The 22,430-nt window shown below is 72.3% G+C and carries 19 protein-coding genes and 1 pseudogene; 10 read left to right on the top strand and 10 right to left on the bottom strand.

Features of this window, described 5'->3' with window-relative positions; all coding sequences use genetic code 11:
* Positions 1 to 207: 207 nt before the first annotated feature.
* On the bottom strand, positions 208 to 1,992 hold the full coding sequence (locus ABZ453_RS37645; protein ID WP_359022361.1) for a hypothetical protein: 1,785 nt from the start codon (positions 1,990 to 1,992) through the stop codon (positions 208 to 210).
* A gap of 381 nt (positions 1,993 to 2,373) precedes the next feature.
* On the opposite strand from ABZ453_RS37645, the gene ABZ453_RS37640 reads away from it, so the two are divergent.
* From ABZ453_RS37640 to ABZ453_RS37630, 3 genes are all read left to right on the top strand, one after another.
* Entirely contained in the window at positions 2,374 to 3,663 is a 1,290-nt protein-coding gene (locus ABZ453_RS37640) for a hypothetical protein (protein WP_359022390.1), read from the top strand.
* Positions 3,664 to 3,755: 92 nt separating this feature from the next.
* Complete coding sequence (locus tag ABZ453_RS37635) at positions 3,756 to 4,499, top strand: class I SAM-dependent methyltransferase (RefSeq protein ID WP_359022359.1); 744 nt, start codon at positions 3,756 to 3,758, stop codon at positions 4,497 to 4,499.
* A gap of 62 nt (positions 4,500 to 4,561) precedes the next feature.
* Positions 4,562 to 4,933: a hypothetical protein gene (locus tag ABZ453_RS37630; protein WP_359022357.1), complete on the top strand. Its 372-nt coding sequence runs from the start codon at positions 4,562 to 4,564 to the stop codon at positions 4,931 to 4,933.
* A gap of 127 nt (positions 4,934 to 5,060) precedes the next feature.
* Here the strand turns inward: ABZ453_RS37630 and ABZ453_RS37625 are convergent, their stop codons facing one another.
* Positions 5,061 to 5,735: a polysaccharide lyase family 7 protein gene (locus tag ABZ453_RS37625; protein ID WP_359022355.1), complete on the bottom strand. Its 675-nt coding sequence runs from the start codon at positions 5,733 to 5,735 to the stop codon at positions 5,061 to 5,063.
* Positions 5,732 to 6,976 carry an SGNH/GDSL hydrolase family protein gene (locus tag ABZ453_RS37620; RefSeq protein ID WP_359022353.1) on the bottom strand — a complete coding sequence of 415 codons (1,245 nt, stop codon included), beginning with the start codon at positions 6,974 to 6,976 and terminating at the stop codon, positions 5,732 to 5,734. Before ABZ453_RS37620 ends, ABZ453_RS37625 begins: the two co-directional genes overlap by 4 nt.
* A 227-nt stretch (positions 6,977 to 7,203) precedes the next feature.
* On the opposite strand from ABZ453_RS37620, the gene ABZ453_RS37615 reads away from it, so the two are divergent.
* The 3 genes from ABZ453_RS37615 (at position 7,204) to ABZ453_RS37605 (ending at position 12,235) form a co-directional block, all read left to right on the top strand.
* Positions 7,204 to 9,132 (top strand): glycoside hydrolase family 97 catalytic domain-containing protein, encoded by a 1,929-nt coding sequence (locus tag ABZ453_RS37615; protein ID WP_359022388.1) that lies wholly within the window; start codon positions 7,204 to 7,206, stop codon positions 9,130 to 9,132.
* A gap of 277 nt (positions 9,133 to 9,409) precedes the next feature.
* Positions 9,410 to 9,547 carry a hypothetical protein gene (locus ABZ453_RS37610; protein WP_359022351.1) on the top strand — a complete coding sequence of 46 codons (138 nt, stop codon included), beginning with the start codon at positions 9,410 to 9,412 and terminating at the stop codon, positions 9,545 to 9,547.
* Positions 9,548 to 9,574: 27 nt separating this feature from the next.
* Positions 9,575 to 12,235: a discoidin domain-containing protein gene (locus ABZ453_RS37605; protein WP_359022349.1), complete on the top strand. Its 2,661-nt coding sequence runs from the start codon at positions 9,575 to 9,577 to the stop codon at positions 12,233 to 12,235.
* A gap of 10 nt (positions 12,236 to 12,245) precedes the next feature.
* On the opposite strand, the gene ABZ453_RS37600 is transcribed toward ABZ453_RS37605, so the two are convergent.
* From ABZ453_RS37600 to ABZ453_RS37585, 4 genes and pseudogenes are all read right to left on the bottom strand, one after another.
* Entirely contained in the window at positions 12,246 to 13,031 is a 786-nt protein-coding gene (locus ABZ453_RS37600; protein ID WP_359022347.1) for an SAM-dependent methyltransferase, read from the bottom strand.
* Between the two features lie 90 nt (positions 13,032 to 13,121).
* Entirely contained in the window at positions 13,122 to 14,249 is a 1,128-nt protein-coding gene (locus ABZ453_RS37595) for a PP2C family protein-serine/threonine phosphatase (protein ID WP_359022345.1), read from the bottom strand.
* A 103-nt stretch (positions 14,250 to 14,352) separates the two neighbouring features.
* Positions 14,353 to 15,138 (bottom strand): substrate-binding domain-containing protein, encoded by a 786-nt coding sequence (locus ABZ453_RS37590; RefSeq protein WP_359022343.1) that lies wholly within the window; start codon positions 15,136 to 15,138, stop codon positions 14,353 to 14,355.
* A gap of 194 nt (positions 15,139 to 15,332) precedes the next feature.
* Positions 15,333 to 15,982: pseudogene (locus ABZ453_RS37585) on the bottom strand (hypothetical protein).
* 401 nt (positions 15,983 to 16,383) lie between these two features.
* Here ABZ453_RS37585 and ABZ453_RS37580 point away from each other — a divergent pair.
* Positions 16,384 to 16,818 (top strand): hypothetical protein, encoded by a 435-nt coding sequence (locus ABZ453_RS37580; protein WP_359022342.1) that lies wholly within the window; start codon positions 16,384 to 16,386, stop codon positions 16,816 to 16,818.
* A gap of 30 nt (positions 16,819 to 16,848) precedes the next feature.
* Here the strand turns inward: ABZ453_RS37580 and ABZ453_RS37575 are convergent, their stop codons facing one another.
* From ABZ453_RS37575 to ABZ453_RS37565, 3 genes are all read right to left on the bottom strand, one after another.
* Entirely contained in the window at positions 16,849 to 17,358 is a 510-nt protein-coding gene (locus tag ABZ453_RS37575) for a DUF6069 family protein (protein WP_359022340.1), read from the bottom strand.
* 104 nt (positions 17,359 to 17,462) lie between these two features.
* A complete protein-coding gene (locus ABZ453_RS37570) occupies positions 17,463 to 18,044 on the bottom strand; it encodes a hypothetical protein (RefSeq protein ID WP_359022338.1) in 582 nt (193 codons plus the stop codon).
* Positions 18,045 to 18,208: 164 nt separating this feature from the next.
* Entirely contained in the window at positions 18,209 to 18,424 is a 216-nt protein-coding gene (locus ABZ453_RS37565) for a hypothetical protein (protein ID WP_359022386.1), read from the bottom strand.
* 234 nt (positions 18,425 to 18,658) lie between these two features.
* On the opposite strand from ABZ453_RS37565, the gene ABZ453_RS37560 reads away from it, so the two are divergent.
* From ABZ453_RS37560 to ABZ453_RS37550, 3 genes are all read left to right on the top strand, one after another.
* Positions 18,659 to 19,528, top strand: coding sequence for a class II glutamine amidotransferase (locus ABZ453_RS37560; RefSeq protein ID WP_359022336.1), 870 nt, complete (start codon positions 18,659 to 18,661; stop codon positions 19,526 to 19,528).
* An 87-nt stretch (positions 19,529 to 19,615) separates the two neighbouring features.
* Positions 19,616 to 20,803 carry a glutamate--cysteine ligase gene (locus tag ABZ453_RS37555; protein WP_359022334.1) on the top strand — a complete coding sequence of 396 codons (1,188 nt, stop codon included), beginning with the start codon at positions 19,616 to 19,618 and terminating at the stop codon, positions 20,801 to 20,803.
* Positions 20,804 to 20,897: 94 nt separating this feature from the next.
* Positions 20,898 to 22,361: an ornithine decarboxylase gene (locus ABZ453_RS37550; RefSeq protein WP_359022332.1), complete on the top strand. Its 1,464-nt coding sequence runs from the start codon at positions 20,898 to 20,900 to the stop codon at positions 22,359 to 22,361.
* Positions 22,362 to 22,430: the final 69 nt, after the last annotated feature.

The following is a 22,430-nucleotide window of genomic DNA, read 5'->3' as shown; positions in this document are numbered from 1 at the left end:
CGGCGAGGCCGTGCTGGTGCCGTACTCCCGCCAGACCATGGCGCAGGTGGGACACGGCGCCCGGGGCCTCGCCGAGCCCCGGGACCGTCCCGAGTGGGGCCGGAACCCGCGCACCGCACACATCAGGACACCGGACGGCACCCTGCTGGAACTCCAGCCGTACGGACGCCGAGCCGGGGCCGTCGTGTCCGGAGTCCACCTGGCCCGTCACTCTCCCGGCCGCACCGATTGCGGTGGGGCCGGGATCCGGGCCGTGGTGATCGTCATGGGGGTGCCGGTGACCGCGATGAGGTAGGTGCGCGGATGCTGGTCGGCCGGCATCGGGAGGAAGCCTTCGGGGGGTTCCACGAGGTAGTCGGCGGACGCGTGGGGGGCCAGTTCGGCGGGGCCGGAGGCGATGGTCCACCAGTCGGAGGCACCCTGGCCGGCACGATCGGCGAAGTGCGGGGTGAGGGTCGTACCCGTGGTGTTGACGGCGTGTACGCGCACGGCCGTGACGCCGGCACTCGAGCGGTGCGCGGTGAAGTGCGGGGCGAGGCTCAGCCGCAGGGGTGGCGGGCTCGCGGCGGCGATCACCACGCACACGAACGCCGGCGCGAGCAGACCGGCGGCCAGGAAGCCCTTGGCGCGATGGCCGGTGACCCGGGGCAGCCGCGGCTGCCAGGCGGTGGCGAACGCGGCGGCCGGGACGGTGGCGACGGCCGCCAGCCACAGCGGCGTCATCAGCATGTAGTAGCCGTCCTGGGACCGCGTGGCCAGGTAGAACGCGCACCAGGGCAGGACGGTGACGGCTGGTCCCAGTCGCCGTACGAACAGCAGTGTGGCGGCCAGGAGAGCGAGCAGGAGCAGCAGGCTGCCGTAGGAGTAGTAGTCGAGGCGACTGCTGCCCGCGGTGAAGTAGTAGGAGATGCCCATCAGGCCCTGGCCGTGCAGGATCGCCTTCTGGTCGAGCGGCAGCAGTGTGCCGTGCAGCCAGGAGGAGAACTGCTGGACCGCGAAGTAGGCGTTGATGGCGGCCCAGCTCAGCGCGGCGGTGGCGGCGTAGCGGGCGGTGACCGCCAGCCCGCGCCGGCGACCGAGCTCCCCGCGCCGGAGGGCGTACAGGCCGATCAGCAGGAACGGGAGCAGGAACCACGCCAGTTGCTGGGCGGCACAGGCGGCACCCAGACAGGCCGCACGCAGCACGCCGCCCGGCCCCAGCCGGCCGCCCGCTCCGGTGGCCGGCCAGCGGACCACGACCGGGACGAGCAGGGCGAGCGCGGTGATCGCCGTGTAACCGGAGTACGCGTAGTGCGGCAGAAGGCCGAAGCCCAGGCACACGGCCGTGGCCGCGGACCGCCAGGGAACCGGCAGCAGGAACCAGAGCAGGACCGAGGAGGCGGCCAGCGCGCCCGTGGTGACCAGGGTGGCGGCCGCCGTCGAGTGGACGACGGCGTGCACCGGCGCGGCGAGCAGCGCGGTCAGCGGCGGATAGCCGTAGGTGTAGTCGGCGCCGCCCGACATGGTCTTGGTGACTCCGACGGTCGGTGTGTCGAACAGCCAGGGCCACGGCTGGCCGTAGACCGGGTGGCCCCGCAGGATCTCGCTCGCGGCCTGGGCGGTCAGCACCCCTTCGTCGGCGCCCGCGTGATCGAGGACATAGCCGCAGGCGACGAGCGTGAGGGCGGTCAGCAGGACCAGGACGTCGACGCGGACCAGCGCCCGCCGGCTCCGGACGAGCAGGCTCAGGACGCCGCACACCAGGATGGAGGCGTAGCAGACGGAGATGACGCCGGCGACGGCCGGATGCGAGTCCATCGCGGTGGTCCAGGCGTCGCGCGTGCCGATGAAGAGGCTGATCGTGGCCACCAGCGTCATGCCCCGGTGCAGTTGCCGCGGCGCGGCGGAGGGCAGGCCCGAGCCCGGAACGGGCGGCGAGGGAGGTACGGCGGGGCGGGTCAGCGGACGGCGACGGATCTCCATGCCCGGACCTGCCTCATGGGTGTCGGCCATGGCGGCCACCTCCTCAGCCCTCTCCGCCGCCGGGACGCCCCCTCGAGTCCGGGCAGCGGAGACCCTCCCCTACTACATCATGTAGAGGGGAATTCCGCGGTTCGGGTTCCATCGGACGGGTGGCGGTGAGGTGACCTTCGGGTTCCATCGGCGGGTAGCCGCGAGGTGACCTTCGGATTCCATGGGACGGGTAGTCGCGAGTCGACCTTCGGCTTCCATCGGCCGGTGGCGGCGGGTTTGACCTTCGACGAGCAACCCGCAACCCCCGAACCTCCTCTACATGGTTGAGGCCGCGCGGACCGCGTCCTCGGCCGTCCCGGCGCCGGAAAGCGCACGGAGGGGAAAGGACAGGGTGTGCGGAACCGGGAGACGGCAGGGACCGTGCCCGTGCTCGACGACGGGGAGCGGACCGGCCGGCTCAGATGGCCCCTGGTGCGGTGGCACAACCTGCTGCTGACCCTGTGGACGGCGGTCTGGTTCGTCGTCGCCGAACGCCACGCGGCCGTGTCCTGGCACTATCTGCGCACCGGCCAGCAGCTCCTGTTCAACCAGATGCCCGGCGGCGGCCTGGCCCTCTACGCCAACCACCCCGAGCTGCAGATCGGCCCGGTCAGCTTCCTCGTCGCCGGACTGTTCGCGCCGTTCCCGCCCGAGCTCGGCGAGAAGCTCGCCGACCTGTTCATGTCGGTGCTGGGCCTGTACATGCTGGTCCTGGTCGGCAGGGCCGCCGCGGACCACTACCGCGGCACGGGGATCAACCACCGCCGGCTCCAGCAGCGGGTCCTGGTCGCGGGGGCGGCCTTCATCCCCATGTGGGTGGAGGTCGCGGTGCGGTTCGCCCATCTCGACGACGTCCTGGCGCTGTTCTTCACCACGCTCGCCGTGCGCGCCCTGGTGCGGGGCAGAGCCACCGCGGTCGGCGTCTTCCTCGCGCTCGCGGTCGGCTGCAAACCCTGGGCGGTCGGCTTCCTGCCGCTGCTGCTGGCACTCCCGCGCGCCGCGTGGCCGCGCGCCGCCGCCTGGCTGTTCGGCCTGGTGGCGGTGGCCTGGCTGCCCTTCTACCTCACCCACACCGAGACCCTGGCCGCGGCCCGCTTCACCATCCCCAACCAGCCCGCCTCCGCGCTGCGCTGGTTCGGCGTGCACGATCCCGTCACCCCCTCCTGGGACCGCCCCGCCCAGATGGCGCTCGGTGTGGCGCTGGGCGCCCTCGCCGTGCGCCGGGGGCGCTGGCCGGCGGTCGTCCTGCTCTCCGCGGACGCCCGTATCGCCCTGGACCCGAGCGTGTACACGTACTACAACGCCTCGGTCCTGCTGGGCACGTTGATCTGGGACTCCATCGGCCAGCGGCGCCTGGTCCCCTGGGTCAGCTGGATCGCCCTGATCTCCCTCTACGGCAGCGCCCTGCTGGTCCCCTCCGCGTCCGCCCAGGGGCTGATCCGCCTCGCCTTCGCCGTGGGTTCGGCGGCTTACGTCCTGTGCTGGCCGCAGCGCGCCCCACGCGGCAGACGCGGCGGCGGACGCCCACCGACCCCACCGTCACCCGAGCGGGGCGTCGCGGGCGGACCACCCCTGTGTGCGGCGCCCCCAGCCGCGCGCCGCTACCGCGCCGAGCCCGGCCGCACCCGCTCAGGGCGCCCGGGGCGGCGGCTGCCCCGCTGCTCGACGTGAGGGGAGCGGGCCCGCGGGCAGCCGCGGAGCCTGGCCGCCCGCGCCGCCAAAACCAGGTGCGAGCGTGGCGCCGTCGTTGGCAGGCTGCGGCGGTGAACCGTGAACGCATGTCCATGATCGCCCACACCGGGCACCCCATAAAGGCCCCGCTCGACGACGACTCGGTACGGCGGCTGCTGGACCGCGGGCTGCCCAGGGGCGACGAGCGGGTGCTCGACCTCGGGTGCGGAAGCGCGGAGTGGCTGCTGCGGGCCCTGGCCACGAGGCCGGACGTCCGTGCCGAGGGCGTCGACATCTCCGGCGAGGACCTGGCGCGGGCGCGGCGGGCCGCGGACGAACTCGGCGTCGGCAACCGGCTCGTCCTGCACCACCGGAAGGCCGAGGAGTTCGTCTCGCCCGAGCCGTTCGACGTGGTGCTCAGCTTCGGCGCCACCCACGCCTTCGGCGGTCTGCTCCCGACGCTCGCCGCCGCCCGCCGGCATCTGGCCCCCGTCGGCCGGGTCCTGGTCGGGGAGGGGATCTGGGAGCGGCCCCCGTCCCCGGAAGCGGCCGGCATCCTCGGCGACCTCGGCGACCTCGCGACCACCGTGGACCGTGTCGTGGCCGACGGCTGGACCCCCGTCGACGGGCACATCAGCACCCGTGCCGAACTGGACGCCTACGAATGGGCCTGCTGGGGCTCCCTGGCCGAGTGGGCCCTGGACCACCCCCACGACCCGGACGGACCGGCGGTCCTGCGGACGGCCGGCACCCGCCGCTCGGAGTGGCTGCGCGGCTACCGGGACGCCTTCGGATTCGTCTCCCTGGTGTTGCGCCGCACACAACAGGGCCCCTGAGCCTGGCTCTTGGCCAGGACACGCGCCACCCTGGACAGCAGCGACCACGTCGAGGAGGACCCATGAGATCGAGCAGCTGGCCGTGGTTCTGCGCCTGGCTCGCCGTAGGAGCCCTGGGCTCGCTCGCACTCCTCGCCATCCTCACCATCGGTGTCTACCTGCTGCCGCTCGCGCTGCTGGCGGCCGGCCTGCTGGCCACCCGGCGCGGCTCCTCGTCCGGGCTGCCGGGACTGGTCTCGGGGCTGGGGGTGCCGCTGCTGTACGTGGCCTTCCTCAACCGCGGCGGCCCGGGGAACGTGTGCACGACGACCTCCACGAGCCAGTCGTGCGTGGACGAGTACAACCCCTGGGTGTGGCTGGCCGCAGGGGTGATCTTCCTGCTCGCGGGGATCGTGCTCGGCGCGGTGCGGCAGCGCCGGGCGACGCTCCGCTGAGCGCGACGGGCCCTTCGGGGGGCCCGAGGGGCCGGTCGGCCCCTGCCGGACGGAGGCCGCCTCACCGGCCGTCTCGATGGGTTACGACCGGCCCGGCACGAACCCGTCGTGCCACAGGCCGTTCCGTTCACCGCTTCCAGTAGCGGAGGTTGCGGAAGCGGGCCTCCGCGCGGCCGGAGCCGTGGTTGTAGACGCCGTTCTTGAAATAGCGGGTGGCGGGACCCCGGTCGGCGACGGTCAGCACGAGGGAGTCGTCGAAGTAGACCTTGACCGTGCCGGTCCCGCTGCTCGCCTGGTGGGCGATCTTCACGTTGAACCAGGTGTCGTACACGCCCGTCCTGAGCACCGTGCCGTCGTAGCGCCGTACCGTTCCGCCGTTCGTGTCATAGGCGTTGAGCATGATGTCGGTGGCGGGGGTGCCCGAGGGGTGGACGCTGCGCAGGATCTGCACGAAGGAGGCGCCGTCCGTGCCGGACGGGAGGTACACGTCCGCGTCCCACATGTGGCTGCCCGTGGTGTAGTCGATCTTCCAGCGCATCTCGGTGCGCGGGTCGGTCGAACTGCCCTTCTCGAAGGGCTCGTCGGTGGCGTACACCCACATCCGGTGCACCCCGCCGCTGTAGCTGTGCCGGTCGCCCAGGTCGAGGTTCCAGGGCTTCTGCCAGCTGTAGTCGAACGACGTCTGTGTCCAGCCGTCGGTGGGATCGGCGGCCGCGGCGGCACGCGCGACGGACGGCAGCGCGAGCGCGGCGCCCCCCGCGAGCAAGCCGGTGCCGGCCCGTAAGACGGATCTCCTGTTCATCGGGTGACCTTTCCAGTGAGGGAGTTGAGGTCGACGGCGTCGGCCATCGCCTGCAACCCGGCGTCGTTGAAGTGCAGATGGTCTCCGGAGTCGTAGGCCGGAAGGATCCGGTCGGGCGTGGCGGGATCGCGGACCACGGCGTCGAAGTCCACCACCGCGTCGAAGATCCCGCCGTGCCGGATCAGTTCGTCGACGGACTGCCGGACCGCCTCACGCGCCGCGGTCCAGCCGCCGTTGCCGCCGTACGGCGTGATGGTGGCGCCGATGACGCGGATGCCGCGGGCGTGGGCGCGCGCCACGATCTGGCGGTAGGCGGCCTCGAAGGCGGCCGGGTCGGTCTGGTTGGGCGTGCCCTTGATGTCATTGATGCCCTCCATCAGGATCACCGAGCGCACACCGCTGCGGGACAGTACATCGGCATTCAGCCGGTCCAGGGCGCTCGGCCCGGTGCCTGCCAGCAGTACACGGTTGCCCGCGATGCCGGCGTTGAGCACGCCCAGCCGCTTGCGCGGGGGCAGTTGGCCCAGCCGGTCGGCGAGCCGGTCGGGCCAGCGGTGGTTGGCGCTCGCCGTCGATCCGGACCCGTCGGTGATCGAGTCGCCCAGTGCGACGACGCTGCCCACGGCCGGCGCGCCCAGCACGTCGACGCCGGTCAGGTAGTACCAGGAGCCGGTGGTCGCGGTGTACGCGGAGCCCGCCCGGTCCGCCGTGTGGTCCCCGGCCGGGGCGATGAACGACGTCTGCAGGGCGGAGCGGTGATAGGTCGCCGGTCCCGAGTCCTCGGGCGTGTAGAGGCTGACCAGCAGGTTGGCGTCCGCGGGCACCCGCAGCGGTACCGGATCGCTCACCGCGTCGCCGCCCGCCGGTATCTCGACGGAGGCGGCGCCGTGGAAGGTGACGGTGCGGACCGAACCGGCCACGGCGTCGGGGCTCTTGGGAGCGCCGGGCTCCTGCACGGCGACCGTCACGGCTCCCAGGTCGAGTGGCGCGGTGCCGAGTCGGTTGGACACGCGGACGCGGGCCGCGCGGCCCCCGACACTGGTGTGGATCACGTTGCGCACCGACTGGCCGGGCAGTGCGGCGACGGTGCCGGCTGCGGCCGCCTCCCAGGTGCCCGTCCAGGCGGGCTTGTCGGGCCGGTGCGGGCCCGGGGCGGACGCGCTCGCCGAGAGCGGCACAAGAGCAAGGGTCAGTGAGGCGGCGAGAGCCGCGAGCGAGTACCGGATCGTGAACGTGCGCATACGTGCAGTCCTTCCGGTGGGAGTCGGACGCAGGCAACCGCAATACATCGGAGGAGTCAAGGTGTTGGACAGTGGTTGTGGATGTGATTGACGGGGGAATCCGCTTGTAATCAGGCCCTATTGGACAACCTCCCTCCTTGAGTGGGCCGTTGACAGGTGAAATGAAGTCAGCCTAGGTTCGCCGATACACCCGATGTATCCATGAACCGTCAGTCTGGAGGACGATGATGACCTCGCAGCCGGGTAAGCGCTTGCCGCTGCGGTTGAGAACGACGGTCACGGCACTGTGCGCCGGCCTGGCGGCCGCCCTGTGTCTGACCGCGCCCGCACGGGCGGAGCAGGACACCGCACAGCGCGCCCATGTCTGGTCCCTGTCCGCCACCGCGCACGACGCACCCCACGCCCGGGTGTCCCTCGACGACTCCACCGGCGCGCTGAGCCTGTCCGTGTCCCGCGAGGGCCGCACCGTCATCGAGCCCTCGCCCGTCGGCATCGTCACCGAACAGGCCGACTTCTCCAAGGACCTGCGCTTCCTGCGCCGCACCGACCGGCTGGTCGACGAGCGCTACCGGACCAAGTCCGGCAAGCGCCTGGACCGCCGGGTCCGGATGACCGAGACCCGGCTGTCCTTCGCCACGCCCGCCGGCGCCCGCCTCGACCTCGTCGTACGCGCATCGGCCGACGGCATCGCCTACCGCTACGTCATGCCCGCCGGAAACGGCGACGTCCTCGGCGAGACCTCCGCCTTCAGCCTCCCCTCGGACGCGAGCGCCTGGCTCGGCACCTACCGGGTCGACAACGAGGGGCAGTTCAACCAGTACACCGCCGCCACGGCCCCCACCGGCGAGTACTCCGACCAGGCCCTCTTCTCCACCGCCGGCGGCTACACCCTGCTCGCCGAATCCGACCTGACCGGCCGCTACTCCGGCGCCCGGCTCGCCCACGACCAGGGCACCGGCACCTACCGGATCAAGCTCGCCGACGACCGGGTCCACACCACCGGCCCGCTCACCACCCCCTGGCGGGCCATGATCACCGGCGACCTGGCCACCGTCACCCGCTCCACCTTCACCGACGACCTCGCCCCCTCCTCCAAGGTCGGCGACACCTCCTGGATCCACCCCGGCACCGTCCTGTGGACCTGGCTGGCCGGCGGGCGTGAGGCCGGGCAGAGCCTTGCGGCGCAGAAGGCGTACGTCGACTACGCGGCCGCACGACACTGGCCCTACGAGGCCGTCGACGCGGGTTGGTACTTCAAGAGCGACGCGTGGGACACCACCGACCCGAACTGGCAGACCGACAGCTGGATGCCGCAACTCGTCGACTACGCCCGCGCCAAGGGTGTCGGCATCGTCGTCTGGATCCATCAGCGCGACCTCGCCACGGCCGAGCAGCGCGCCCAGTGGCTGCCCACCCTGGAACGCTGGGGAGTCAAGGGCGTCAAGATCGACTTCATGAACTCCGAGGCGCAGTCCATGCTCCAGTGGTACGACGACGTCCTCAAGGACACCGCCGCCCACCACCTCATGATCGACTTCCACGGCTCCACGATCCCCAAGGGCATCCAGCGCACCTGGCCGCAGGTCATGACCCTGGAGGGCGTCGGCGGCGAGGAGAAGCGCACCAACACCGCGACCCATCTCACCACCCTGCCCTTCACCCGCAACGTCATCGGCTCCATGGACTTCACCCCCGGCGGCTTCCAGCGCGTCGGCCAGCGCCCCAACTCCGACGCGGCCGAGGTCGGCCTCACCGTCGCCTACGAGTCGGGCCTGCAGATGTTCGCCGGCACCCCCGAGTCGTACGACGCCCGGCCGCTCGCCCGTGACTTCCTTCAGCAGATCCCCGCCGCCTGGGACGACACCCGGCTCCTCGCCGGACAGCCCGGCCAGGAGGCGGTGCTCGCCCGCCGCAGTGGACAGCGCTGGTTCATCGGCGGGGTGTACGCGGGCGCCGCGCACACCGCGCAGGTGCCGCTGTCCCTCGGTCCGGGGCGGTGGCTGGTGCAGACGATCCGGGACGGCGCCGACGGGCTCGTCCAGGACCAGAAGGTGCTGCGCGGCGGAGCGACGCTCAGCGTCGACGTCGTGGCGGGTGGCGGCTTCGCGGGCATCGCCTGCCCGTGGCGTCCGGGGATCACCACCTGTTACCGCTGACGGGAACGACCTGCCCGGCCGACGGGGGAGGAAAGTCGCCGTCGACCGGGCCGTCGACGGAAGCGTGCGTGCCCGTAGAAGATCCCGCCCGGCGAGGGCTACGTGCCCACCATGGTCTCCCTCGCCAACCGCACCAAGTCGGGCCGGCCGGCTGTCGTCTTCCTCACCAACCCCCACCGAGGCCCGACCCTCGCGGGCGACAGGTTCGGCTACGCCGCCCGGCTCGGCACCCTCTCGTCCCCCGGGCCGTCCGCGACGGCTTCGCCTGCCCTTCGTCATGCTCTCCGACGACCGCACCTTCACCCTCCAACTCGGCCTGACGTCGCTGCTGCAGTCCACCGGCGCGGTCAACAACTCCAGCGGCTTCGCCGACCTCGACATCACGGGGCTGCCGGCCGGAGCGGAGAAGGGCTGACATGAGACCCACGACTGGAGACGGCACATGAGACCGAGGCATCTGTTCACCCTGGCCGCCGTGACCGCCCTCCTGGCCGTCCCGGTCCAGGCTCAGGCGGCGGGCCCCGCCCGTACCTACCAGGTGGCCCCCTGGGGCAACGACAAGGCGCACGGCTCCCCGACGAGCCCGCTGCGCACCATCGGCGCCTGTCTGGACCGCGTCCGTCCCGGGGACACCTGTCTGATCCATCACGGCACCTACCGCGAGCAGGTCACCCCGCCCTCCGGCACGAAGGACGCGCCGATCACCCTCGCCGCGTACGGCGACGGCCCGGTCACCGTCGATGGAACCGAGAAGGTGTCCGGCTGGAAGGACGCCGGCGACGGTTTGGTCGCCGCCGACACCGACCTGCCGCCCGACCCCGACTTCAACGCCGTGTTCCTCGACAACGAGCGGGCGGCGGAAGGTCGTTGGCCCAACTCCGGCTCGGATCCGCTCAACACCACCTGGGCCGAGGCCGATCCCACCTCCACCGACCAGCACATCGACGACACCGACCTGCCGGAGGCCGACTGGACCGGCGCCACGGTCCATCTGTGGGCGGGCTCCAACCCCTGGGCTCAGCAGACCGGCACGGTCACCGCCACCGCACCGGGCAAGCTGGACTTCAAGGGCGGCAACCACCGCTGCCCGCCGCTGTGCATGGGCAACCAGAACTACCGCAACTACTACCTGGTGGGCTCCAAGGCCGCCCTGGACCAGCCGGGGGAGTGGTACTACGACCAGACCGCGCACCGCCTCTACATGGTCCCGCCGAAGGGCGGCATGGCCGGGCACACGGTGACCGCCAAGCACCGTCTGTGGGGCGTCGACCTGACGGGCAGCTCCCATGTCACCGTGCGCGGCCTGAACCTGTGGGGCACCTCCCTGCGAACAGGTGCCTCCAGTACCGGAGTTGTCGTCGACGGACTGCACGCCACGTACATCTCCGAGTTCTCCACCCTCCCCATGCCCCCGGACAGCGACCTCGCGATCCCGCCCTTCGAGGGGCACATCGTCGCCTCCCGCATCCTCGACTCGGGCGTACAGATCCTCGGCACCGGCAACACCCTGAAGAACAGCGAGATCTCCCGGTCGGCCGGCGACGGCGTCCTGGTGCGCGGCACCGGCAACACGGTCACCGACAACTACATCCACGACGTCGGCTGGATGGGCAGTTACACCCCGGGCATCGAGATCAACGGCAACGACCACACCGTCACCCACAACACGATCCGTCGCACCGGACGCGCCGCCATCGACACGGCCTGGCAGCTCAACGGCACCGAGTTCCACGGCAACCGCATCGCCTACAACGACATGTCCGAAGCCATGCGCACCTCCCGCGACGGCTCGCCCTTCTACGTCTGCTGCAGCCTCGACGCCTCCGGCACCTCCATCGACCACAACACCTCGCACGACGCCGACGGGCAGGTCGGTTTCTACGTCGACAACTACTCCGGCCACTTCCTGCTGCACCACGACGTCGCCTGGAACACCGGCAGCCGGGGGACCTTCTTCAACGGGCACACCGGTCCCAGCATCGCCAACCAGGACCACAACTCCAGCTACGGCGTGGGCATCAACGGCACCTCGGTCCAGCTGAGCGGAGCGACGGACGCCTCGGGGTCGTACATCAGCAACATCGTGGGACCGATGCCGGTCAGCGTGACCCAGAAGGGCGATCCGCTGCCGGTCGTCCGCTCCAACGTCATCACGGACAAGCCCGGTTACACCGATGCCGTCAACGGCGAGCTGTGGCCCACCGCCGGCTCACCGGTGATCGACGCGGGCGAGACGATCGACGGCGTCACCACCGACGTACGCGGCACGGCCCCCGACGTCGGCGCCTACGAGTACGGCGCACCGGTCTGGTCGACCGGCTGCGACCTGCCCGGCTGCCAACAGCGCGTACGGCACGGCGAGTGGACCGTCACCGCGAGCGACGGCACCGACGCCTCCGCCGCCGTGGACGGCGACATCAACACCCGCTGGACGGCGGCGAGTCCACAGGCACCCGGTCAGTCGCTGACCGTCGACCTGGGGGAGACCAAAACCTTCGACCGGCTCTCCCTCGACGCCGGACGCGACACCAGCGGCCAGCCCTACGGCTTCACGGTCTCCGTCAGCCGCGACGGCAGCCACTTCGGCGGCGTCCTCGCGCGGGTCGCCGGCCGCTCCTTCACCCAGGACGCCGCCTTCCCCACGCAGACGGCCCGCTATGTCCGCGTCACCCTCACCGCGAGCGGCCCCGCCGCCTGGGTCGTCAACGACCTGCGCCTGTACGGCGACGGCCCCGACGCCTCGACCACCCTCCAGGGCGAGCAGGCGACCTCAGCGCACAGCGTGCGGCAGGGCCCGGCCGCGACCGACGTGCTGGCCTCCGGCGACTGGATCGCCTACCGGCACACCAGCCTGAACGGCGACCGCCTCACCGTCCGCCTCGCCTCCACCTGCGCCACCGGCTGCACCCTCCAACTCCGTCTCGACACCCCGCACGGCCCTCTGGCCGCGAACCTGCCCGTACACGCCACCGGTTCCCCCGACACCTGGCAGGAGCAGTCGGTCACCCTGCCCCGCACCATGACCGGAACCCACGACCTCTACCTCGTCGCGAAGGGAGGCCCCCGGGTCGCGGGCCTGGACTGGCTGACGATCCGCCCGTGACGCCGGCTGGTCAGGGCTTCCGGGCCAGCCCGCCGTGTTCGGCGACGACCTCCGGGGCCGGGTCATCCGGCTCCGGACGCCATCGGGTGACCGGCACGACGCCCGGCTCGACGAGCTCCAGATCGTCGAAGTACGCGGTGATCTCGTCCACGGTGCGCAGGTTGTACGGGACGGCGCCACTGTCGTTGTAGGCATCCTGGGCCCGCTCGAAGACCGGGTCGATGCCGCGTGAGCCGTCGTCGACGCACAAATAACTGTCCGACGGCAGCGCGGCCATCAGCCGGGTGACCAGCGAACGGGCCTCATGGTGCTCGGCGACGTGGCCCAGGATGTTGCTGAGCACCAGCGCGGTGGGCCGGCCGAGGTCGAGGGTCTCGGCGGCGCCCGCGAGGACACGGTCCGGGTCCGTCAGGTCGGCGTGGAGATAGGCGGTCGCGCCCTCGGGCGTGGAGGTGAGCAGGGTCCGGGCGTGGGCCAGCACCATCGGGTCGTTGTCGACGTACACGATCCGGGACTCCGGCGCGATCCGCTGGGCGACCTCGTGCGTGTTCTGCGCGGTCGGCAGTCCCGTGCCGACGTCCAGGAACTGCCGGATGCCCGCCTCGGCGACCAGGTGGGTGATGGCCCGGCGCAGAAAGCCACGGCTGCCGCGGGCGATGGTGACGATGCCGGGGAAGAGGGCGGTGTACGCGTCGCCGGCCTCCCTGTCGACCGGGTAGTTGTCCGTGCCGCCGAGCCAGTAGTTCCAGATGCGGGCGGAGTGCGGCACCGAGGTGTCGATGGCGGAGTCGGTCATGGGCGATGTCCGTCCTTGAGCCGGGGCATGGATCACGCACGCCTCAACCTATGTCCGAACTACCGCCGCCCGCCCGTCAGTTCGGGATGCTCACCGGCGCGGCGACCGGCGGACGGTCAGCACGGCGATGTCGTCGTGCTGACCGCCCTCGCCCGCGAACGCCCGGGCATCCTCGTACAGGGTCTGCGGCAGAGCGGTGGGGGAGAGGTCCAGCTGTTTCGCCAGACGCTCCTCGACCGGGTAGAACGTGCCGTCCGCCGCCCGGGTCTCGGTCAGTCCGTCGGTGCTCAGCAACAGCGTCGCGCCCGCCGGGAAGTCGAACCAGCTCACCGTGGTGGGCTCGTCGGCGAGCTCCGCCAGCCCCAGCGGGACCCCGGTCTCCACCGGCGGCTGGGCGACCGCGCCCTCGTGCACCACGTACGGCGGGACATGCCCGCAGTTGACGGCCTGCACCTCGGTGTCGACGTCCACCCCGATGATCAGCGCGGTGACGAAGCGTTCGTCGTCCCCGGTGTGCGCCGCATAGGAGTTGTGCCGCACGACCGAGGCGTCCAGGGCGTCGACGAGCGCCGTCAGCGTGGGCTCCCGGTGGGCCGCCTCGCGGAAGGCGCCGATGACGGCGAACGCGGCACCGACGGCCGCCAGCCCCTTGCCCTGCACATCGCCGATCAGCACCCGGGTGCCGAAGGGCGAGTCGACGACGTCGTAGATGTCGCCGCCGACCAGCCGGTCCTCCTGGAGCGGCTCGTAGACGCCATTGACCAGGACGTCCTCGGTGAGCAGCGGCAGCGGATGCAGGATGTGCCGCTGCATGGCCGCGGCCGTCGACCGCAGCCGCAGCATCTCGGCCTCGCGCCGGATACGGCGGTGGCAGGCGTACACCGAGGTCACACAGAGGGCGAGGGTGAACAGGACCAGCAGCGTCCGGTCCAGCCAGTGTCCGCCGGCGGGCGCCCGCAGCACGGTGGTGATCGTGACGATGACGGTCGTCCACGCGGCCACGAACCCGGTCTGCCGGACCGTGCACAGCGCCGACGCCGTGCTCGGCAGGAACACCAGCAGCGCGAGGATCCACACCTCGGTCCCGGACAGGGCGCTGAGGATCTCCACGAGAAGCGTCGCGGTCAGCGCTCCCACGACCACGTCGGCGTTGCCCGGCGGCTCGATGGCGTCGAGGACTTCGTCGGGTCTCTTCAGGCGTGGCCTGTCGGCGGCCATGCGAACTCCCGGGCAGGTGATGATCTCCCCGTACGGTATGCCAGACCCCGCCGTGCGCGAGAGCCGCGCCCCGTGCGGCAGCCCTGGTATCGGTCCCGTCCCGTCAGGGTACGACGGTGAGCACCTGGCCGGCCGGGCGTGTACCGGCGTAGGCATAGACGTGGACCTCGACCGACCCGCCGGGCCTCGCCGGGACGAGGGAGAGCGCGAGGACGCGACCGGCGCCGTCCTTGGCCACCGTCCGCACCCGCACTGGGGCCGCGGGGGAGACGACGACGGTACGGCCGTGGGAGCAGTCGGAGGAGACGGAGACGACCCGGGGCGGCGGGCCGCCGTCGTGCCGGGTTGCCGAGGCGGGAAGCCGGGAGGCGGCCGGAGCGGCGGGCATGCCCCGGGTGGACGGGGTGAGACGGGTCGTCCCGATGCCTTCGGCGCCGCTCCAGAAGGTGACGCCGCACAGTTTCAGCGGGGGCGCACCGCTGCGGATGTCCGGTCCGGAACAGCCGACGACCGCGAGCGCCAGACAGACGGCCGCCGACGCGGTATGGCGACGGCGGCGCGGAGTTCGAACCATCGGCGTCCCCTTCGTACGGCTCGGTGCCTCATGCGCCGGCCGTCTTCTCAGACGCCGAAGGCACCGCGAACGTTCGTCACGAGCTTCTCCCGGACCACCGGCTCGGGTACCGGCGAAGGCCGGCGCCGGGGCCTCGTAGTCGTACTCCAACTGGCCGCGCAGCAGGGCGAAGGCGTCGCGGCCCGGTCCCGGGAAGTACATCCGTAGGGTGCTCGGGGCCGGGGTGAGGAGGCCGGCGTGCGGGGCGTCGGCGAAGCCGGTGACGGCGACGTCGCGCGGGACCGACCGGCCGGCCTGGTGCAGGGCGCGCGGCACGCCCAGAGCCAGGTCGTCGTCCCCGTACAGGAGCCATCCCCCTTCACCGGCGCCCTGCCCGGCCGCATCCAGCGCCGACGTCCGCCCCGCGGTGCGCTACTCCGCCACCGCCGACTCCACCGCGACCTGGTACGCGCCCGACGGGGAGTTCACCGTGACCTTGCCGCGCCCCGGCACCGCCGTACTCCTGCGCCTCAGTTCGCCTCCCCGGTGAACCGGTCACCGGCCCCGCGCTCGACCTCCACCGTCGTGGTGACCCGTACCAGACAGGGGGTGCGCGGGGTGGAACCGAAGCCGAACCTGACCGGTGGATCGACCCGGGCGAGGCGGCCGAGCGGTTCACCCGCGTACGTGGCGGTGGCAGACGCGATCAGATGCAGGTCGTGGGCGCCGTACCACTCGCGCCGCCCGGCCCCCGCGCTCCCGTGGGTGCGGACGCCCAGCAGCAGAGCGGGCAGCCCGACGGCCGTGGCCCAGACCGGCCGGGCCGACAGGGGACGGGGCACGGCACGGAGCAGAAGGCCCACGACACTTCGGCGGCCCGTGGTGAAGCGCAGTTCCACAGGCCCCGCGTGGACCGTCCAGGTGCCGTCCGCGACGGACACGTCGACCGGCACCACCCGCACCTCGTCGAAGCCGTACGTGCCGGCGATGAAGTCGGCCGTCCGACGCGAGGGAGCCAGCAACAGCCGATGTCCGTCGGGGCGTTCGAGCATCACGTCGCTGAAGGCCCCGAACGGCGACCGCGCCCAGTGCCCGAGCACCAGCGGGTTCCGGAGGTGGTCCCGACCCCGGCGATCCGTCCCTCGAACCGCAGCCGCTCGCGCCCGGTACCCGCCCTCACCGGGCCACCGTACGTCGGCCCGGTGACCGGGCGGTGCGGCGGGTTCAATCGATCCTCCGATCGGTCGGTGGCCGGGGGGACCGGCCGTGACACTCCCCTGCGCACCTGCCGGACGCCGCCCGAGAAGTGCACCAGAGGTTCGGTACGGGGCGCGGGAAGGCAGGCCGCGCCTGTCACCGTCTCTCCAGCGCGTGCAGGGTCCCGTCGCGCAGCGGCCGGGGCTCGTGCGCGACAGGTTCGGCGGCCGGTCCGTTTCGCGCGCGGCGCGTCGGGCACCCGGCACGCCCACGGGAGGATCCGCACGTCACCGCGCATCGCGGTCGGGCGCCGGTCACTGAGCGCCCGTGCCCGGCGGCGGGTCAGCCCTCCGACACACCGGACGATCCTGCAGAGGGCCTCTGATGACCGAGTACACACCGTCCCAGGCCGAAGGCGAACGGGACGACGACATGCCGGACGAGTCCGGACAGACCCGCGCCGACCCGCCCCGGACCACCCCCTCCCAGGCGGAGGGGGACCGCGAGGACGGGGCCGAAGAGGATCAAGAACCGTCCGACGGCCCCGGCCGGTCCGGGGCGTCGTCCGGTCCGGTCACCCGCGAGCACGTACGCGAACTGCTCGCCGTACGCCAGGACTCCGCCACCTTGGTGCTGCTGGAGGGCCGGGCCAGGGTGATCGCCGCCGCGGAACGGAGCACGGACTGGTACGCGGGCGCCGTCGATGTCATGTCCGGCGAGGAACTCGCCCGCCGGATCGGCACGGATTCCCCCTCGGACCGCGAACTGGACGTGCTGGCCGGCACGTTGAACACCATGGTGGCCCAACTCGGCGCCTGAGCAAGGCGCGGACGTCACCTCGCCGGGTCGTCAGCCGTCGTAGGCACGGTCGGGCGCGACACCGGGTACGGCGGCGGACAGCAGAGCCGTGATGGTGGCGCCGACGACCAGGAAGACGACGGCGCTGGCCAGTTGGGAGCTCGTGCTCAGGCCGGTGGTGAAGGGCAGCAGCATCATCGCCGCCGTGACCAGCGAGGCGATCCACGTGAAGAAGGCCTGCGGCCGGGCGACCGTGACCAGTAGCAGATGCAGCAGCCCGGTGGCCGCCAGGGCGGCGACCGCGGCCCACGCCGCGAGATAACCCGTGGTGGCGTCGCCCCACACACCCGCCCGGTGTGGTGCGAACACCGCCACGTCCAGCACCCCGCGCATCAGCAGCGTGGCCACGACGGCGGCGAGCGCCGCCACCGCCGCCGTGGCGGCACCGGTGGCCCACAGCCGTCCCGCCGCCACGTCCGACGGAGGTCGCTGGAGACGCCCGTCCTGGTGGTCGACGGGGCCCTGGGGCGGATAGTTGCCGTACGGGGTGGGACCGGACACAGGATCACCTCACTCAAGATGTGTCAGTGCGCCCTGTCGGGTGCCCCGTCCGCGCTCCCTGATGACAGCGCGGGGCGACGGGCGGGGCGACCGGCCGGAACCGGCTAGACCGGGTTCCCGCCGGACGTGCTGTCCGCTGCGGCCCTGGGGGCCGTCCGGGGTGACCCGGCCGGGGACAACAGCGCTGAGGCGGCCCGGTCGTGCAGCGCGTCGACCCTCGTGATCTGCCGTTCGGCCCGGCGCAGCAACCCCTCCAGCAGGTCGGAGTCCAGGCGCGGCTCCGCCGGGGCGGCGGAGAGCAGGGCGTGCCAGAGCCTCGCCTTGCCGGTGATGCCCGTGCGCAGCGCTTCGAGTTCGACGAGCACCGTGAGGCCGGATCGGCGCAACAGCCGGCCGTTGGGTTTCACCCGTGCGAGCTTCTCGCCCACCCACGCCCCGTACACCTTGTAGCGCCGCGCGGGGGCGTGCAGCTCCGTCATCAGCCGCAACAGGGCCCGCCGGTCCTGGGAGATCTCCACCTCCAGGCTCCGCAGCTCCTCGCCGTAGGGGGTGTCCCCGTGCTCCTGGACCATGCGGCGGACCAGCTCAGCGCCGGCTGTGGCACCCGCCAGATGGTCGTTGAGATAGATCCCGAGGATTCTCTGCCGCCCGGGCCCCTCGCCCAGGCTTCGCGCGTCAGTGGTCATGGTCTTCCTCCACCTTCGGCAACCTCTTGACGATCGGCGAGTGCCCCCGATGGCGCGGTCAACCGCCCGATTCGTCGCGCACGGCGCTTCCGGGCGCGTCCGCCGGCCGTGTACCAGCCCACTCCCAGAGAGAGGGCCGGCGCGGTTTCCACCAGGTCGCCGCCCTAGTACGTCCACTGCGCACCGCTGTGTAGATCGGTGGCCGTGACGGGTGCCGGCGGCGCCGACGCGTACAGCGACTTGACGAGCACCGCGTGCGCCGCGCCGGCCGCCGCCGGAGCGGAACCCCGCACGACCGGACTCCAGCGACGGCGCACGAGATCCGGCCGGCACACGGTGGAGGCGAACAGAACGCCGGTCGGCATCCTGTGCGCGTGCAGCAGGTCGTGCGGTCACGGCCGCTTCCTCCATGGCCGAGAACAGCCTCGTACGGGAGGGCAGCCACTTGGGGCCGTCGTGGCCGAGGCCGATGGCCAACGGGTACCCGCCAGGGCACGATCAGGCGCCTTACGGGGCGCCCTCGACCTGCCCGCTCGGGATCGGTGGCGCATCCTGTCCGTACGGGACAGCACCCAATGCCGCCGACCACCGACCGCCGACCAAGGAGGCATCCCGTGTGTCGTCTGTTCGGTCTCAGCAGCGCCCCGGAGCGCGCCCACGCCACCTTCTGGCTTCTCGACGCCCCCGACAGTCTCAGCCGGCAGAGCCATCACGACCCCGACGGCACCGGCCTGGGCTACTTCGACGCCGACGGCGCCCCGCACGTCGACAAGGCCCCCATCGCCGCCTACCAGGACCGCGCCTTCGCCCAGGACGCCCGGCAGGTGCGGTCCGCCACCTTCCTCGCCCATGTGCGCTACGCCTCCACCGGCAACCTGGAGGCCCGCAACACGCATCCCTTCCAGCAGGACGGGCGCCTGTTCGCGCACAACGGGGTCATCGAGGGCCTCGACGACCTCGACGCGCACCTGGGCGACGACCGGTCACTGGTCGCGGGCGACACCGACTCCGAGCGGTTCTTCGCCCTGATCACCCGGGAGACACGCGACCGCGACGGTGACATCACCGCCGGCATCGAGCACGCCGCGCGCTGGATCTCCCGCAAACTCCCCGTCTACGCCCTCAACCTGGTCCTCGTCACCCGCGACGAACTCTGGGCCCTGCGCTACCCGGACACCCACGAGCTGTTCGTCCTCGAGCGCCCGGCCGGTGGTCTGCACGGCGACCGGCACCTGGACCACAGCGGCTCGCACGGCCGCATGCGCGTCCACTCCGAGCACCTGGCCGGCCATCCCGCGGTCGTCGTCGCCAGCGAACGCATGGACGACAACCCCCACTGGCGGGCCCTGCGGCCCGGCGAGCTCCTCCACGTCGGCCCCGACCTGCACACCACCCTTCACCTCGTCCTGCCCGACCCCCCGGCCCACCTGCTGACCCTGGACGACCTGCGCCCGGACGCCGCGGCCTCCCAGCGAGCCGCCTGAAACGGGCCCGTCAAACGTACATTTCGGGCTTATCGATCAGCGCGTCGGGCATCTGGGGGGCAGCGCCGGAGTACCTCGAGGAGTGCCGTGAACATACGCATCGGAGCGGAGGAGGAGTTCCACCTCCTGGAGGCGGAGAGCCGGCTGGTCGTGCCGCGCGCCGACCAGCTGCTGCGACGGCTGCCCCGGGGGACCTTCACCGCGGAACTGCACCAGTCCATCGTGGAGACGAACACCGGAGTGCACGCCACCCTCGACGAGCTGTACGCCGACCTGGCACAGACCAGACGGCGGCTGGACGCCGCCGCGTCCTCGCTCGGGCTCGCGGTGCTGGCAGCGGGCACGGCCCCCCTGGCCCCCGCCGCCTCCGGGCACCCCACCGACGACGCGCGCTACCGGCACATGGTCGAGGAGTACCGCCGGGTCGCCGACGAGCAGCTCATCTGCAGCGCCCAGATCCATGTGGACGTACCCGACCGCGACACCGCCGTGACGGTCATGTGCGCGCTCTCGCCCTGGCTGGCCGTGCTGCTGGCGCTGTCCGCCAGCTCGCCCTACTGGCAGGGGACCGACACCGGCTACGCGAGCTGGCGCACCCTGCTGTGGCAGCGCTGGCCGACCGCGGGCCCGGCGGGCTGCTTCTCCAGCGCGGCCGCGTACGACGCGGCGGTGGACGACCTCGTACGGTCCGGGATCATCAGCGACCCGGGGATGATCTATTACGACGTACGGCCCTCCGCGCACCTGCGGACGCTGGAACTGCGCATCTGCGACGCCTGCCCGCGGGTCGAGAACGTCGTCCTGGTCGCCGGCCTGTTCCGCGCCCTGGTGACCGACGTCCTGGAACACCGCGGGGCCGGTGCGACGCCCTGCGAAGGCCGCCACGAGTGGTTGCGCGGCGCGTCGTGGCGGGCCGCTCGATCCGGCCTGGAAGGCAGCCTGGTGGACCCCGAGACCCATCGGGACGCCCCCGCCGCGCAGGTCGTCCGCAAGCTGCTCACCCGGCTGCGTCCCGCGCTGGAGGCCCACGGCGACTGGCAGACCGTCGGGGAGCTGACCGAGGCGGCCCTGGCCGAGGGCAGCGCCGCCCGGCGGATACGCCGTACGGCCCAGGCGGAGGGGCTGCCGGCCTGTGTGGACATGCTGATCGACGAAACCCGCGGCGAGCGCCGCGGGCCGGGACCGGGACCGGCCGGGCGGGAGACGGCAGCGCCCCCGGTCACCGGTGCGGCGGCCTCCCGTCCCGGTCGGCCGCGGGAGCTGCGCGGCGTTTGAGTACGCCCACGTGGTCAACACGGAGCCCAGAGCGCGAAGACCGCGCGTCCGTCCGGCACGACGCCCGGACTCGGGGATGGACGTGGGAGGAACCATGGATCACTCACGGGTGCCCGTGCTGGAGGCGCTGGAGGAGTTCCGGCGCCGCGGAGACGTCGTCTTCGGGCCGCCCGGCCACAAGCAGGGCCGCGGCGCCGACCCGCGCGTGGCCGAGATCGTCGGCCTCGACGTGTTCCGCTCGGACGTCCTGTCCCTCAACGGGCTCGACGACCGCCGCCAGTCCCCGGGCGTGCTGAACCAGGCCCAGGAGCTGATGGCGGACGCGGTCGGCGCGGAGCAGGCGTTCTTCTCCACGTGCGGCAGCTCCCTGTCGGTCAAGACCGCCATGCTGGCCGTCGCCGGTCCCGGCGAGAAGCTGCTGATCTCCCGCAACGCGCACAAGTCGGTGATCTCCGCCGTCGTCGTCAACGGGGTCGAGCCGATCTGGGTCCACCCCAAGTTCGACGAAGAGCGGCACATCGCCCACCCCCCGGAGCCGGACGACGTACGCCGCCGCCTCCAGGAACACCCCGACGCGAAGGGCATGCTGCTGATCACGCCCACCGACTGGGGGACCTGCGCCGACATCAGGGGCGTGGCCCGGGTCTGCCACGAGTTCGATGTCCCGCTCATCGTCGACGAGGCCTGGGGCGCCCATCTGCCCTTCCACCCCGAGCTGCCCGCCTGGGGCATGGACGCCGAGGCGGACCTGGTGCTCACCAGCGTGCACAAGATGGGCGGCGCGATCGAGCAGAGCTCCGTCTTCCACCTCCAGTACGACCGCGTGTCGCCGGAGGCGCTCAAGCAGCGGGAGGACCTGCTCGGCACCACCAGCGCCTCCACGCTGGTGTATGCCACCCTCGACGGCTGGCGGCGCCAGATGGTCGAGCACGGGCACGAACTCCTGGACGCCGCCCTGCGCCGCGCCGAACGCATCCGTACGGCCGCGGGTGATCTGCCGGGCCTCGGGCCCATGGGCCAGGAGATCGTGGAGGAGGGGCTGGCCGCGGACTTCGACCCCTTGAAGATCGTGATCGACGTACGGGAACTCGGCATCAGCGGCATGCAGGCCGCCGAGTGGCTGCGGGCCGAACGGCATGTGGACGTCGGCGGCTCCGACACCTGCCGCCTCAGTGCCTCCATCACCCACGCCGATGACGACAAGACCGAGAAGGTACTGCTGGACGCCCTGCGCGCCCTGGTCGACGGCGCCGACACCATCGAGCGGCGGCCCCCGGTGCGGCTGCCCGCGCCCTCGGCTCTGGAACTGGAGCAGGCCATGCTGCCCCGGGAGGCGTTCTTCGCCGAAGCCGAGCACGTGCCCGCGGAGAGCGCCGCCGGCCGTATCGCCGCCGAGATGATCAGCCCCTACCCACCGGGCGTGCCGGCCGTCGCCCCCGGCGAGGTCATCACCGACGCGGTCCTGGACTACCTGCGCAGCGGCGTCGAGCACGGCGTCCTGATCCCGGACGCCGCCGACCCCTCGGTGAAGACGCTGCGAGTGGTGGCGCGGGACTGACCCCGGTCACGGGACTGAACCCGGTCACCACACCTCCGGGGCGACGCCCGGAGCCGCGGTGATCCGCGC

It is taken from the genome of Streptomyces sp. NPDC005799 (genome assembly GCF_040630525.1).
Lineage (GTDB): Bacteria > Actinomycetota > Actinomycetes > Streptomycetales > Streptomycetaceae > Streptomyces > Streptomyces griseorubiginosus_B.
The sequence above is the reverse complement of the archived record's forward strand: the minus strand, read 5'-3'. Positions and strand labels throughout refer to the sequence as shown.

Excerpts from the sequence above, each read along its gene's own strand:
- ABZ453_RS37615 (WP_359022388.1), top strand. The coding sequence starts at position 7,204 with ATGACCTCGCAGCCGGGTAAGCGCTTGCCGCTGCGGTTGAGAACGACG.
- ABZ453_RS37605 (WP_359022349.1), top strand. The coding sequence starts at position 9,575 with ATGAGACCGAGGCATCTGTTCACCCTGGCCGCCGTGACCGCCCTCCTG.
- ABZ453_RS37630 (WP_359022357.1), top strand. The coding sequence starts at position 4,562 with ATGAGATCGAGCAGCTGGCCGTGGTTCTGCGCCTGGCTCGCCGTAGGA.
- ABZ453_RS37550 (WP_359022332.1), top strand. The coding sequence starts at position 20,898 with ATGGATCACTCACGGGTGCCCGTGCTGGAGGCGCTGGAGGAGTTCCGG.
- ABZ453_RS37600 (WP_359022347.1), bottom strand. The coding sequence starts at position 13,031 with ATGACCGACTCCGCCATCGACACCTCGGTGCCGCACTCCGCCCGCATC.
- ABZ453_RS37610 (WP_359022351.1), top strand. The coding sequence starts at position 9,410 with ATGCTCTCCGACGACCGCACCTTCACCCTCCAACTCGGCCTGACGTCG.
- ABZ453_RS37595 (WP_359022345.1), bottom strand. The coding sequence starts at position 14,249 with ATGGCCGCCGACAGGCCACGCCTGAAGAGACCCGACGAAGTCCTCGAC.
- ABZ453_RS37625 (WP_359022355.1), bottom strand. The coding sequence starts at position 5,735 with ATGAACAGGAGATCCGTCTTACGGGCCGGCACCGGCTTGCTCGCGGGG.
- ABZ453_RS37620 (WP_359022353.1), bottom strand. The coding sequence starts at position 6,976 with ATGCGCACGTTCACGATCCGGTACTCGCTCGCGGCTCTCGCCGCCTCA.
- ABZ453_RS37580 (WP_359022342.1), top strand. The coding sequence starts at position 16,384 with ATGACCGAGTACACACCGTCCCAGGCCGAAGGCGAACGGGACGACGAC.
- ABZ453_RS37570 (WP_359022338.1), bottom strand. The coding sequence starts at position 18,044 with ATGACCACTGACGCGCGAAGCCTGGGCGAGGGGCCCGGGCGGCAGAGA.
- ABZ453_RS37645 (WP_359022361.1), bottom strand. The coding sequence starts at position 1,992 with ATGGCCGACACCCATGAGGCAGGTCCGGGCATGGAGATCCGTCGCCGT.